Origin of the sequence: Sphingomonas sp. dw_22 (genome assembly GCF_018449795.1) — a bacterium.
Taxonomy (GTDB): Bacteria; Pseudomonadota; Alphaproteobacteria; order Sphingomonadales; family Sphingomonadaceae; genus Sphingomonas.
Genome location: NZ_JAAVVE010000028.1, coordinates 11,420 through 25,368, shown reverse-complemented (window position 1 = coordinate 25,368; position 13,949 = coordinate 11,420). Strand labels below are relative to the sequence as shown.

The 13,949-nt window shown below is 67.9% G+C and carries 7 protein-coding genes; 3 read left to right on the top strand and 4 right to left on the bottom strand.

All coding sequences use genetic code 11. The features are described 5' to 3' along the window. Positions 1-143 precede the first annotated feature (143 nt). The gene (locus tag HB724_RS12985) at positions 144-1,388 is read left to right on the top strand and encodes a dicarboxylate/amino acid:cation symporter (protein ID WP_256731499.1); all 1,245 of its coding nucleotides are present in this window, start codon (positions 144-146) and stop codon (positions 1,386-1,388) included. Continuing rightward, positions 1,385-2,815 (top strand): D-alanyl-D-alanine carboxypeptidase/D-alanyl-D-alanine-endopeptidase, encoded by a 1,431-nt coding sequence (dacB, locus tag HB724_RS12980; RefSeq protein WP_213981368.1) that lies wholly within the window; start codon positions 1,385-1,387, stop codon positions 2,813-2,815. Before HB724_RS12985 ends, dacB begins: the two co-directional genes overlap by 4 nt. A 468-nt stretch (positions 2,816-3,283) precedes the next feature. Here dacB and HB724_RS12975 read toward each other — a convergent pair whose 3' ends face one another. After that, positions 3,284-4,297, bottom strand: coding sequence for a serine hydrolase domain-containing protein (locus tag HB724_RS12975; protein ID WP_213981367.1), 1,014 nt, complete (start codon positions 4,295-4,297; stop codon positions 3,284-3,286). After that, on the bottom strand, positions 4,294-5,826 hold the full coding sequence (locus tag HB724_RS12970; protein WP_256731498.1) for a permease: 1,533 nt from the start codon (positions 5,824-5,826) through the stop codon (positions 4,294-4,296). Before HB724_RS12970 ends, HB724_RS12975 begins: the two co-directional genes overlap by 4 nt. A gap of 304 nt (positions 5,827-6,130) precedes the next feature. On the opposite strand from HB724_RS12970, the gene HB724_RS12965 reads away from it, so the two are divergent. Beyond that, positions 6,131-9,151, top strand: a complete 3,021-nt coding sequence (locus tag HB724_RS12965) for a TonB-dependent receptor (protein ID WP_213981366.1) — start codon at positions 6,131-6,133, stop codon at positions 9,149-9,151. A gap of 145 nt (positions 9,152-9,296) precedes the next feature. On the opposite strand, the gene HB724_RS12960 is transcribed toward HB724_RS12965, so the two are convergent. Both HB724_RS12960 and HB724_RS12955 read right to left on the bottom strand, forming a co-directional pair. Continuing rightward, on the bottom strand, positions 9,297-10,760 hold the full coding sequence (locus tag HB724_RS12960) for an efflux transporter outer membrane subunit (protein ID WP_213981365.1): 1,464 nt from the start codon (positions 10,758-10,760) through the stop codon (positions 9,297-9,299). After that, entirely contained in the window at positions 10,757-13,948 is a 3,192-nt protein-coding gene (locus HB724_RS12955) for an efflux RND transporter permease subunit (RefSeq protein ID WP_213981364.1), read from the bottom strand. The genes HB724_RS12960 and HB724_RS12955 overlap by 4 nt, the downstream gene beginning before the upstream one ends. Between the last annotated feature and the right edge of the window lies 1 nt (position 13,949).

Sequence of the window (13,949 nt, the reverse complement as noted above, 5' to 3'; positions counted from 1 at the left end):
CTCCCCTCCCTGCAAGGGAGGGGATCAAGGGGTGGGTCTAGCGGAGCCGAGGCTCGATGCCTCGGTTTCGCTTCGACTGCGGGGGCGCGGCTGACGCCGCGCACCCACCCCCAGCCCCTCCCTTGCAGAGAGGGGAGTACATCTTGCTGAAGGCCTGGTTCGCGACGGCGCTGTGGAAGCGCGTCCTCGGCGCGCTGGCGCTGGGCCTGGTCTTCGCGCTGGTCTGGCCCTCGGCCACGCCGCACGTCCAGTTCCTCGGCGACCTGTTCGTCCGCGCGATCCGGATGCTGGTCGCGCCGATCGTGCTGGTGACGATCGCGTCGGGCATCACCTCGCTCGCCGATCCCAGGCGCCTGGGCGGGCTGGGCGGGCGGACGATCGGGCTGTTCGCCCTCACCACCGCGATCGCCGTCTCGGTCGGCATGCTGGTGGCGGCGCTGATCCGCCCCGGCATCGGCGCCCCGCTCGGCACCGCCGCGCCGCACGCGCTGGGCACCCCGGTCACCCCCTATGACCAGCTGATCGGCATCATCCCCCTCAACATCGTCGATGCGCTCGCCAAGGGCGACATGCTCGCGCTGATCTTCGTCGCGATCCTGCTCGGCTGCGGCACGGTGATCGCGGGCGAGGCGGGCAAGCCCTTCACAGCCGTGCTGCAATCCATCTCGGCGGTGCTGCTCAAGGTCGTCGGCATCGTCATGGAGGCGACGCCGTTCGGCGTGTTCGCGCTGATCGCCAATGCCGTGGCGGCGAACGGGACGGCGGTGTTCGTCCATGTCGGCTGGCTGGCGCTGGCGGTGGTGCTGGGCTCGGCGATCCAGATCGTCGTGGTGCACAGCCTGATGCTCCGGCTGCTCGCGCGCCTGCCGCTGCTGCCCTTCTTCCGCGGCATCGTCGATGCGCTGGTCGTCGCTTTCTCCACCGCCTCCAGTTCGGCGACATTGCCGGTGGCGATGCGTGTGGCCGAGCAGAATCTCGGCGTCGGCCGTCCGGTATTCTCCACCGTGCTGCCGCTGGGCGCGAGCATCGGCAAGGACGGCACGGCGATGTATGTCGGCCTGCTCAGCATGTTCGCGCTCCAGGCGTTCGGCACGCCGCTCACGCCGCAGGTCTATGGCGTCGTCCTGCTCACCGGCGCGCTCGCCGCGTTCGGCACGGCGCCGGTGCCCTCCGCCTCGCTGTTCATGCTCGCCGCGGTGCTCTCGGCGGTCGGCATCGCCCCCGAACAGACCGCGCTGGTCGTCGGCTTCGTGCTGCCGTTCGATCGGCTGCTCGACATGACCCGCACCGTCCCCAGCGCCAGCGCGAACCTGGCCGTCGCCACCTGCGTCGCGCGCTGGGAAGGGGAATTGGACGAGACCGTCTACCGGGGGGAAGACGCAGCATGAAGCGCAGCATTTTCGCGGCGGCGCTGCTTATCGCCACGCCCGCGGCGGCGCAGGACAGCCTGCAGGCCCGCGTCGAGGCGAAGCTGGGTGAGGCCGGGCCGGGCGTCCGCTTCGGCCTGGTCGTGGCGGGCGAGGATGGCAGCGAGATCGTCGCGGTCAATCCCGACGGGCGCTTCATTCCCGCGTCGAACACCAAGATGTTCACCACCGCGGCGGCCTTCGCGACTCTGCCCGGCATCGACCGGCCCGACACGGTGGGCGGCGCCTCGGTGCGGATCGAGGGGCGCGACGTGGTGCTGGAGGGGCATGGCGACGCGCGCTTGTCGAGCGCCGACGATTGCGCCGTGGATTGCCTCGCCGCTTTGGCCGATGCGGTGGCGGCGAAGACGCGCGTGGTGCGCGACGTGATCGGCGACGATACGCTCTTCCCCGACGAGCGCTGGAGCCCGGGGATGAGCTGGAACAACATCCCGACGCGCTCGGGCACCGGCATCTCGGCGCTGACGCTCGACGACAACGAGCTGGCCGCACAGGTGATCCCGGGCGCGGCGGGCGAGACCCCGAAGCTCGTCATGCTGCCCTATTTCGAGGTCGAGAACCGCGCCATCACGGTGGCATCGGGCAGAACCGGGATCGCCGCCGACCGCATGCCCCTTAGCCGCACGATCCGGCTGACGGGCACGATCGCCGCGGGTGCTGAGCCGGCGAAGCTGCGCTTCGGAATCGACGATCCGGCCGATTATGCCGCCTGGCGCTTGAAGGCGCTGCTGGAGGCGCGCGGCGTGCGCGTGACGGGCAAGGCGATGGCGCGGCACCGGCCCTTGTCGCCGTCCGATGATCCCAAGGTGCGCAAGGGCGCTCCGGCCGCGCGTCCGCCCGTGATCGAGCCGCTGGCCAGGCTCACGCCCCCGCCGCTGATCGAGGATCTGACGCTCACCAACAAGGTCAGCCAGAATCTCCATGCCGAGCTGTTCTTGCGCCGCGTCGCCGTGCAGCAGGGCAGCGGATCGATCGCCGACGGCGTCGCGGTGGTGGAGGCGATGCTGGCGGGCGCCGGCGTCCCGCGCCGCGCCTATGACTTCTCCGACGGCTCGGGCATGTCGACCTACAACCGCGTCGCCCCGCGCGGCGTGGTGACGTTCCTGCGCTGGATTGCTGCGCAGCCCTGGGGTGCAGCATGGCGCGGCACGCTGCCCAATGCCGGCGCCGACGGCACGCTCGCCCGCCGCTTCCGCGGCACGCCGCTGGAGGGCAGGCTGTTCGCCAAGACGGGCACGCTCAACGCCACCAACGGCCTGTCGGGCTATATGATCGGCAAGAGCGGGCGCACGCTCACCTTCTCGGCCTATGCCAATGATGTGCCCGAAGACGTGAACGCCACCCGGGCGATGGACGCTGCGCTGGAGCTGATCGCGGCGGAGAATTAAGGCGCGGCTCGCGGCGAAGGGGCGAAACTCCCTCTCCCCATTGGGGAGAGGGAAGGGGCCCGCTCGCGCAGCGAGTGGGAAGGGAGAGGGGCAGTCGTAGCCACTCCCACTGCCCCTCTCCCTTCCGCCGACTTCGTCGGCTCCCTCCCTCTCCCCGATGGGGAGAGGGATTTTAGATCCGCATGCGAAACCGCTGGCAATGTAGGATTTCACCTGCTTGGCTGCCGCGCCGCCAATGGCGTTGCTCTTTGAACCTTGGATAGAAGCCGGCCGGGACGCTGCCTGGGCGCGTCGGTGTCGCGTATATGCCGCGTGCGTGGAGCGCCAACGGCGCATCGGTGTCGCGTCGGTGTGGCCGCCCCGTCGCGTTGCAGCGGCGCTTCCCTGCGCACCCCTCTGGGAAGAGAGGAAACGCACCCCGCCAGCGAGTCAACTTGGTCAACCGGCAACCGACAGCCGGGAAATCGCTCAGCCCGCGTCCCACGCTCCGATCACCGCATCCCCGGTCGCGGGCCGCAGCGTGAAGATGCCGCTGTCGAAATGCCGGCTCGGATGCACCCGGTTGGTGAGCAGCGTCCAGGCCAGGCCCCGCTCGAAATCGATCCACAGCCCGGTGCCGGTGAAGCCGGTATGGCCGATCGTTTCATCGGAGCAGGCCTGCCCGCCAGACCAGCCGGCGAACTTGCGTTCCCAGCCGCAGGTGCGGTGGCTGTATTGGCGGGTGCGGATCGCCTGGAGCATCGCCGGCGAGGCGCCGGTGCCGTCGAGCAGCCCCTGCGCGAAGCCCAGCACCCCGGCCACCGTGCCGAACAGCCCGGCATGGCCGGTCTCGCCGCCCATCGCCGCGCAATTCTCATCATGCACCTCGCCCTTGAGCACGCGGTCCCGCCACATGCAGCGCTCGGTGGCGACGGCGGGGCCGGGCGGCGGGCCGTAGCTCAGGCCCGGTCCCAGCGGCCAGTCGGACAGCGGCTCGCCGGTGATCCGCTCGATCGCGATGCCGAGCAGGATGAAGTTGATGTCCGAATAGACCGGCTCGACATGCCGCCATTCGCGCTGGAGGACGAAGGCGCGGAGCCGGTCCGGATCGTCGCCATAGGTGTAGATCGGCTCGACGGCGGGCAGATGGGTGCGGTGCGCCAGGCAGTCGCGGAAGGTCAGCTTGCGCTCGGCGGCGTTGGCGACGTCGTATTGGCGCAGGTCGGGGATCGCGTCGGTCAGCGGCCGGTCGAGGTCGAGCCGGCCTTCGTCGGCGAGCTGGAGGATGATCGTCGTGGTCGCGATCACCTTGGAGACCGAGGCGAGGTCGAACCAATGGTCCTCGGTCAGCATCTCGGCTTCGGGGACGAGCGCGGCCATGCCGATGTGGCGGACCCAGCGCCGGCCGTCGGCGCTCACCACGCCGAGCGTCGCGCCGGGGATGCGGCCCGCCGCCACGGATGCGGCGGCGGGAGCGAATGCGGGGTCGATCGTGTCGATCATGATGCGTCGTCGGGCCGCGGCCGGGCGCGGAGGATCAGCGGCAGGAAGACGATCGCGGCGAGGCTCATCGTTCCCGCCATGAGGAAGAAGCCGTCATAGCCGATCGCCTTCTGGAATACGCCGGACAATCCCGCCAGCAGACGGGGCAGCAGGAAGGCGAGCCCGGACAGCAGGGCATATTGCGCGCCGGGGAAGCGCGGGTTCACCAGCAGCGAGAGATAGACGACGAAGACCGCGCCTTCGAAGCCATGGCCGAACTGGTCGACCGCCATGGCGAGATAGAGGTCGAAGTCGCCCGCCGTCACCGGCAACGATCCGATGTGGAACCATAGCGGCCCGCCCGGCGCCTGGTGCGCCAGCCAGGCGAAGATCCAGTTGGAGAGCGCCGACATCACCGCGCCGATCGCCAATGCCCAGCCCATCGGCGCCTTGGCCGCCAGCCAGCCGCCCAGCGCCACGCCCAACATGCTCGAAAAGAGCGCGACGAACCCGTCCGCCACGCCGATCTGGGTCAGGCCATAGCCGAGCGCGTTGAACAGCGGGTGGGAGAGCGTGAGCGCCATCACGTCGCCCATCCGGTAGACCGAGACGAACAGCAGGATCGGGATGATGACGATGCCGTATCGCCAGGCCACATTGATGTACGGGGCCAGCGCCGCGGTGTTGAGCAGGGGATGGTCCGCCGGCAGCTTGACGATCCACGGCACCGCGGCGCCCAGCGCGATGAACGGTATCAGCGCGATCCCGAACACATAATAGCTCATCACGCTGGGGTTGCGCATTCCGATCGAGCCGATCGCCGCGAGCAGCGCCCAGCCGACCGCCGCGGCGACCGCCAGGCTCGCCCCGAGCACCAGCGTGCTGGCGATCAGCCCGGTGGCGAGCGCCGTGCTGCGCCCGCCGCCACGTCCGGGATCGGGGCGCATCGCCGCGAGGATCGGGAAAGGCAGGAAGGAGGCCGCCGCGATGACGAGATAGGCGATCGTCCAGTCCCAGGCGGCGGCGATCAGGATCGCGCCGCTCCCGGCCGCCACCATCGCGCTGCGATAGCCCCACAGGTTCGCGGCCACCAGCGGCCCCTGCTGCTCGGCGGTGGGAGCGAGCTCGATGCGCCAGGCGTCGGCCGCGACTTCGAGCGTGGTGGTCCAGAAGGCGAGCAGCACCGCGAACAGCGCGGTCACCGGCAGATTGGTATCCGCGGACGTGAACGCCATCGCCACGGTCGAGAGGAAGATGCCGAGCTGCGAGAGCATGATCCAGCCGCGCCGCTTGCCCCAGAAGCGGCCGAAACCGGGCACGTCGTACTTGTCGAGCAGCGGCGCCCAGGCGAATTTGAAGGTCGGCAGCAATGCCACCCAGGCGAAGAAGCCGACCGTGACGATATCGACGTCGTGCCGCGCCAGCCGCAGCAGCAGCACCGCGTTGAACATGTAGAAGGGCAGGCCGGCCGAAAAGCCGAGCAGCACATACAGCGCCATGCGGCCCAGGCCGGGGCGGATGACGGATGCTTGCGGAGTCGTGTCAGCCAAGCGTGTGGCTCGCGGATTCATGCGAGGAGTGCAGCAATTTCGGTCCCCCGGGGCAGCATTTCCGCAACGCTCGGCCGTGCGGCGCGATACGTCAATGGCCGGAAATGGACGGAAAAGCCCGCGGTGTTGCGCCCGCGCCACGTTTCGCGACAATTCCAAGACAGGAAATGCCGCGACGTTATGGATTGTGCAACAGATACTATGGCGCACCGCAACATTCTTGTTACTTAATGTCGCAGGCCGCTCTGGGGTTGAGCGGCGCTTGGGGGCCATGACCATGCTTGCTGCGAAGTCTTTCAAATTGATGCTGGTATCGGGCACGGCGCTCGCCGGGCTCGCCGTTGCGGCCCCTGCCGCCGCGCAGACGCAGGCCGACCAGGACACACAGGAGGCCGCGACGCCGACCGGCGCCGCCGTTCCGGTCTCGGATCCGGAGGAAGTCCAGGCGAAGAGCAACGAGATCCTGGTCACCGGATCGCGCATCAAGCAGGATCCGAACAATTCGGCGCTGCCGCTCCAGGTGATCACGACGCAGGAGCTGTCGCGCAACGGCATTTCGAGCCCCGAGCAGCTCGTGATGTTCCTGTCGACCAACGGCAGCGGCGCGGACAATCTCGCCTCCAACGCCGATGTCACCAGCGGCGCGCAGCGCGGCACCAACGGGCTTTCCGCCGCCAATCTGCGCGGCCAGGGCAGCGCGGCCACGCTGGTCCTGCTCAACGGCCGCCGCGTCGCGGCGCACGGCCTCACCGGATCGGCGGTGGACGTCAACCAGATCCCGTTCGCGGCGATCGAGCGTGTCGAGGTGCTGAAGGACGGCGCGTCGGCGATCTACGGCACCGACGCGGTCGGCGGCGTGATCAACTTCATCACCAAGAAGGATTATCAGGGCCTGGGCCTCCAGGGTTTCACCGACGTCACCGAAGCGGGCGGCGGCAACATCTATCGTCTTTCGGGCATCGCCGGGTATGGCGATCTCGACAAGGACGGCTTCAACGTGATGGGCGCGGTCGCCTATAGCTGGAACCAGATCCTGCGCGGCTCGGACCGCGGCTTCGTCAACGGCAACCAGCCCAATCGCGGCCTTTCGATCGATACGCGCGGCACGCCGATCGCGACGATGTTCCCGCTGAACCCCAATGCGACCGGCGGCTTCCCGAACGGGACGCTGCTGGGCGGCACCACCGCGGCGAACGCCACGACCGGAGCGCCCAGTAACCGGCTCGAGAACCTGCTGATCCCGGGGAGCACGGTGCGCGCGGACGGCGGCATCAACACGCTCGATCTTCCGGGCGGCGCCGGTTGCGACAGCATCGACGGCGGCATGGCCTATGACGAGCAGCTCTGGAACGCGCCGGGCGCGGCCTATGCCTGTTCGTGGGATACGGGTCGTGCGGCGGTGATCCAGCAGCCGATCGAGACGCTGACCTATTATGGCCGCGGCGTCGTGCGGATCGCGGGCCAGCACGAGCTGTCGCTCGAAATCACCGGATCGGACGCCAATTCGGCCAAGAGCTTCTCGAACGCCCAGGTTTCCGGCAACACCACCAACCTGCCGGTCGCCTATCCGCTGAACGCGCTTACGGCGCCGACCTATAATGCGATCTACAACTCGCTGATCGCAGCGTTCCCCAATGCGGGCATCCAGGCCAATTACGGCAAGCCGATCGCCTATCGCTGGCGCTGCGACGCCTGCGGCCCGCGCGAATACCAGACCGAGACCAAGACGTTCCGCGCCGCCCTGGGCCTCGAAGGTCCGCTGTGGGAGGGCTGGGACTATCGGGCCGGCGCTTCCTATGCGCGAAGCGAATCTTCTTCGGTCCTGGGATCGGGCTATTATTATCGCGGCACCAATGCGGCCAATGCGCCCGATCCGGGTGCGCCCACCGCGCCCGGCGCGACGCAGCCCGGCCTGCTCGGGGTGCTCAACGCCGGCCTTATCAATCCGTTCAGCCTGCAGCAGACGCCCGAGGGCCTCGCCGCGCTCGATGCCGTTTCGGCCTATGGCGCGACGCTGTATGGCGGCCGCTATGAAGTGAAGCAGTTCGACGCATCGGTGTCGGGTCCGCTGTTCCACATCTGGGGCGGCGACGTGCAGATCGCTGCCGGCATCGATTATCGGCGCGAGACCTATGAGTTCAACGGCTCCGATGCCGCGGCGGCGACGGCGCCCGTCATCTTCCTGGCGGCGTTCGACAACGTCAACGCGCTGACTCCGAAGAATCGTAACGTGAAGGCGGCCTATGCCGAGGTGCTGGTCCCGCTGCTGCCGGGCCTGGAAGTCACCGGCGCGGTGCGCATCGACGATTATACCGGCTTCGGCTCGACGACCAATCCGAAGGTTGCGATCAAGTTCCACCCGATCGACCAGATCATGTTCCGCGGATCCTACAATACCGGCTTCCGCGTGCCGTCGTTCAACCAGATCTTCAACGGCATCACCGAATCGCCCTATGCGGGAAGCGACCTCGCCGATCCGGTGCGGTGCCCGGGCGGCGTTCCCAATGCGACCGACCCGGCCTGCGCCTTCATTCGCCCAAACATCTGGACGGGCGGTAACGGCCAGCTAGGGCCGGAGACGACGAAGCAGTTCAATGCGGGCGTGGTCATCCAGCCGGCGCACAATTTCAGCTTCTCGGCCGATTGGTGGTCGATCTCGGTCGACAACACGATCCAGTTGCTGACGCTGCGCCAGTTGATCGAGAATGCGGCGCTGTTTCCGGACAATTTCATCCGCGATCCGGCGACCGACGAAATCACCACCATCGACAATCGCTGGGTGAATGCCGGCTCGCGCCGGACCCAGGGCCTCGAATTCTCGGCCCGCGGCGGCATCGAAGGGCTGGGCGGCCTGTTCTCGGCGGGCCTGGACGGCACGCTGCTGCTGAAGAAGCGCGAGAAGCTGACGCCGTCCGCGCCCTATGGGCCGAGCCTGATCGGCGTGTTCAGCTTCGCCGGCGATCTGGGCGTCAAGTGGAAGCACAATGCGTTCCTGAGCTATACGAACAATGACATCAGCCTGTCGCTCAGCCAGATCTTCCGTAAGGGTTACAAGAACTTCGCGCTGCCCGGCATCGCCGCGGGCACGATCACACGGCCGGACTATAACGAGTATGTGAAGGACTATGTGATCTACAACGCATCGGTCGCCTATACTGGCATCCCCGGCTACAAGCTGACCGCCGGCATCCGGAACCTGTTCGACACCGATCCGCCCTTCGCCATCACCTATGACGGCAATACCGGCGCAGGCAGCTCGTGGGAGCCGCGCGTGGCCGATCCGCGCGGACGCTCGTTCACCATTGCGGCGGAGGTGAAGTTCTAAGGCAGACGTTTTCCCACCCTTATCCGTCGGCTCCTGCTTTGTGCCGGAGCCGACGAACGGGGTTTTTTGCGATCACGGCCACCTGGGGCGGAGGGTGATTGGTTTCAGGATAAAGAAGAGAGGATGCTCCGGGGAGGGCGCTTCTTCACCGCGGTGAAGGAGCGCCCTCTTCGTTTGTGCGGGGCGCGGGGCCTGCATTGGTCGGCTCGAGCAGCGAATCGCCGCCCAGCGTGCGGTAGAGCGTGACGAGGTTGCTCGCCCGGACCAGCCGGGTGCCGACCAGTCCGCGCTCAGCCGAATAGAGCGAGCGTTGCGCGTCGAGGCTGGAGAGGAACGTGTCGATGCCGCCGCGATAGCGGGCCTCGGTCAGCCGATAAGTGTCGCTCGCCGCCTCGGCCTGGGCCTGGTCGGCGCGGAGCTGCTCGGTGATGGTGCCGCGGCGGGCCAGCGCGTCGGAGACTTCGCGGAAGGCGGTCTGGATAGCCTTCTCATAGGTGGCGACTGCCGCCTGCTGCTGCGCCTCGCTGAGCGCGACGCCGGCGCGCCCGGCCCCGGCGCTGAAGATGGGGTAGCTGCCGCTGGCGCCGGCCGACCAGTTGAAGCCCTCGCCCGAGAATATCCCGCGCAGCGCGTCGCTGGCGACACCCAGCAGGCCGGTGAGCGAGATGCGCGGGAACAGCGCCGCGCGGGCCGCGCCGATCTCGGCATTGGCGGCGCGGAGCTGATATTCGGCCTGCACCACGTCGGGCCGGCGCAGCAGGATGCCCGAATCGATTCCGGCGGGCAGCTCGGCGATGGCAGTCTCGGTCTCGTCGATCGAGGCGGGGAGCAGCGACGGATCGATCGGCGCGCCGACCAGGAGCTGGAGCGCGTTGATGTCCTGCGCGAGCGCGGTGCGTTGTGCCGCGACGTCCGATTGCGCAGTGGCGAGCACCTGTTCGGCCTGGCGCAGGTCGGTGCGCGGCGCGATGCCGCCGTCGAGCCGCGCGCGGGTGAGCTGCACGCTGCTCCCGGCGCTGGTGGCGGTGTCCTGCGCGATCTTGAGCAGGCTGGCGTCGGCGGCATAGTTCAACCAGGCATCGGCGATGTCGCCGACCAGGGTGAGCCAGGTCGCCCGCGCGCCGGCCTCGGTCGCGAAATAGCGGTTCTGCTCGGCGCGGCTCAGCGAGGCGAGGCGGCCGAACAGGTCGAGCTCGAAGCTGGTGATGCCGGCATCGGCCGAGAAGCGCGTGCGCGTGCCCGAGCTGTTGCTGCCCGTGTTGCCCGAACTGGTGCCGTCGGAGACGGTGCCGCCGGCGCTCCCGTCGATCTGGGGAAGCTGCCCGGCGCGCTGGATGCGGTAATTGGCGCGCGCTGCCGCGATGTTGGCGGCGGCGATCCTGAGGTCGCGATTCTCCGCGAGCGCCTGTCCGATCAGCTTCTGCAGCCGCTGGTCGCGGAAGATGTCGCGATAGGTGACCGCCGGCAGCGATGATTCGCTCTGCTTGAGATAGGCGTCGCCCACCGGCCAGGAGGCCGGCACCGGCGCTGCCGGCTGGACATATTTCGGGTCCATCGAGCAGCCGGCCAGCGCCGTGCCGGCGCACAGGAACAATGCGATCCGCTTCATGGCTGCGCCTCCGGCTGAGGCTCGTCATGGTGATGATGCAGCCGGTTGAGCGCGTCGCGCGTGGTCCGGCGGACGATCACGAAGAACAGCGGGATATAGAAGATCGCGAGGATCGTCGCGGTCAGCATGCCCCCGATCACCGAAGTGCCGATGGCGATGCGGCTGTTGGCGCCGGCGCCGGTCGAGATTGCCAGCGGCAGCACGCCGAAGATGAAGGCGAGGCTGGTCATCAGGATCGGGCGGAGACGGATGCGGGCGGCCTCCAGCGCGGCCTCGATCACCCGCTTGCCCTGCTTCTCGGCGGCCTCGGCGAATTCGATCATCAGGATGGCGTTCTTGGCGGCCAGGCCCATCGTGGTGAGCAGGCCGATCTGGAGATAGACGTCGTTCTGCAAGCCCCGCAGCGTCACCGCGAAGATCGCGCCGACCAGCCCGAGCGGAATGACGAGCAGCACCGCGATCGGGATCGACCAGCTCTCGTACAGCGCGGCAAGGCACAGAAACACGACCAGCAGCGAAACGCCGTAGAGCAGCGGCGCCTGGCCCGAGGACAGCCGCTCCTGATAGGAAAGACCGGCCCAGGCGACGCTGGTGCCCGGGATCTGCGCGGCGAGCTCTTCCATGCGCCGCATCGCCTCGCCCGAGCTCTTGCCCGGCGCGGCCTGGCCCTGGAATTCGAAGGAGGAGATGCCGTTGAAGCGCGACAGGGTGGTCGGCGCCGTCGCCCAGCTCGTCTGCGCGAAGGCGGAGAAGGGCGCCATCTCGCCATTGTTGCTGCGCACGAACCATTCGCCGATATTGCCCGGCGCGGCGCGATATTGCGCATCGCCCTGGACGTAGACGCGCTTCACGCGGCCGCGATCGATGAAGTCGTTGACATAGCGGCCGCCCCAGGCGGTCGACAGCGTGCTGTTGACGTCGCCCTGGTTGAGGCCGAGCGCGGAGAGCTTCTCCTGGTCGATATCGACCTTGAGCGTCGCGACGTCGGGCAGGTCGGACAGGCGGATCTGGGCGAGCTCCGGATCGGCCATGGCTGCGGCCAGCAGCTTGTCGCGCGCGACGACGAAGTCCTCGCGGCTCATGCCGCTGGCGTTCTGCAGCTCCATGGTGAAGCCGGTGGACTGGCCGAGGCCGCGGATCGCCGGCGGCACCAGCGCGAAGACCTGGGCGTCGCGGAAATTGCGGAAGGCGCCCGAGGCGCGGCCGACGATCGCGTCGGCTGTATTCTTGCTGCCCTTGCGATCGGACCAGTCGGTGAGGTTGAGGAAGCCCTGGCCGGTGTTCTGGCCGCTCGCGCCGCCGCCACCGCCACCGCCGGTGACGGTGAACATGGTCGCGACGTTCTTGCCTTCCTGACCCAGGAAATAGCGTTCGATCGCGAGCTGCACGTCCTGCGTGCGGCTCTGGGTCGCGCCGGCGGGCAGGCGGAACTGGATCGACGCGGCGCCCTGGTCCTCGGTGGGCAGGAAGCCCGTCGGCAGCCGGTAGAACATCAGCACGAGCAATGCGCAGATCACGGCATAGATCGCCAGGAAGATCCATTTACGATCGATGACCTTGGTGACGGCGGCCGTATAGCGATCGACGCCACGCTCGAAATTGGTGTTGAACAGGTCGCGTGCGCCGCCGAAGAAGCGACCGACGGCCGGGAAGCGATGCTCGACCCAGCCGTTATGGTCTTCGCTCTTCTTCTTGAGCAGGGTCGCGGTGAGCGCCGGCGTCAGGATCAGCGCGACCAGCACCGACAGCACCATGGCCGAGACGATCGTCACCGAGAACTGGCGATAGATCACGCCGGTCGATCCGCCGAAGAACGCCATCGGCAGGAACACGGCGGAGAGCACCATCGCGATGCCGACCAGCGCCATCTGGATCTGGTCCATCGACTTGATCGTCGCGTCGCGCGGGGAGAGGTTCGGATCCTCCTCCATCAGGCGCTCGACATTCTCGACCACGACGATCGCGTCGTCGACAAGCATGCCGATCGCGAGCACCAGCCCGAACAGCGTCATCGTGTTGATCGAGAAGCCCAGCGCATAGAAGACCGCGAAGGTGCCCAGCAGCACCACCGGCACCGCGACGAACGGGATCAGCGTCGCGCGCACGCTCTGGAGGAAGATGAACATGACGATCACGACGAGGATGATCGCCTCGATCAGCGTCTTGACCACTTCCTCGATCGACAGCTTGATGAAGCCGGTCGTGTCGTTGGCATAGGCATAATCGAGCCCGGACGGGAAGGTCTTGGCGATCTCCGCGACGCGCGCCTTCACCAGCTCGGCCGTCGTGAGGGCGTCGGCGCCCGGGGCGAGCGAGACGGCGATGCCGGCGCCGGGATGCCCGTTGACGCGGCTGACCGAATTATAGCTTTCGGCGCCGAGCTCGATCCGCGCCACGTCCTTCAGCAGCACGGTGGCGCCGCTGGTATCGGTCTTGAGGATGATCTTGGCGAACTGATCCGGCGTCTGGAGCCGCGACTGGGCCGTCACGGTGGCGTTGAGCATCTGCGTGGGCGGCTGGGGCTGGCCGCCGATCTCGCCCGCCGCCACTTCGGTATTCTGGTTCTGGATCGCGGTGACGATGTCGCCCGGCATCAGCGAATAGCTCGCCAGCCGATCCGGGTTCAGCCAGATGCGCATCGCATAGGGCGCGCCGAACACGTTGGTATCGCCGACGCCGGGAATGCGGGCCAGCGGATCCTGCATGTTGGACGCCATCCAGTCGGACACGTCCTGGTTGGTGCGCTTGTCGGTCTTGTCGAACACGCCGACCAGCAGCAGCGAATCGGGGTTGGACTTGGTGACGCGCAGCCCCTGCTGCTGGACCTGCTGGGGAAGGCGGGAAAGCGCCTGCTGGACCTGGTTCTGCACCTGGACCTGGGCGATGTCCGGATCGGTACCCTTCTCGAACGTGACCGAGATGTTCACCTGGCCGCGCGAGGTGGACGAGGTGGTGAAATAGAGCAGTCCGTCGATGCCGGTGAGCTGCTGCTCGATCACCTGGGCGACGCTGTTCTGCACCGTCTCCGCCGACGCGCCGGGATAGGTGGCGCGGACATTGACCTGGGGCGGCGCGATATCGGGATATTGCGCGATCGGCAGCGACAGGATCGCCCCGGCGCCCATCAGCATGACGATGATCGCGATCACCCAGGCGAAGATCGGGCGATCGATGAAGATGCGTGACATC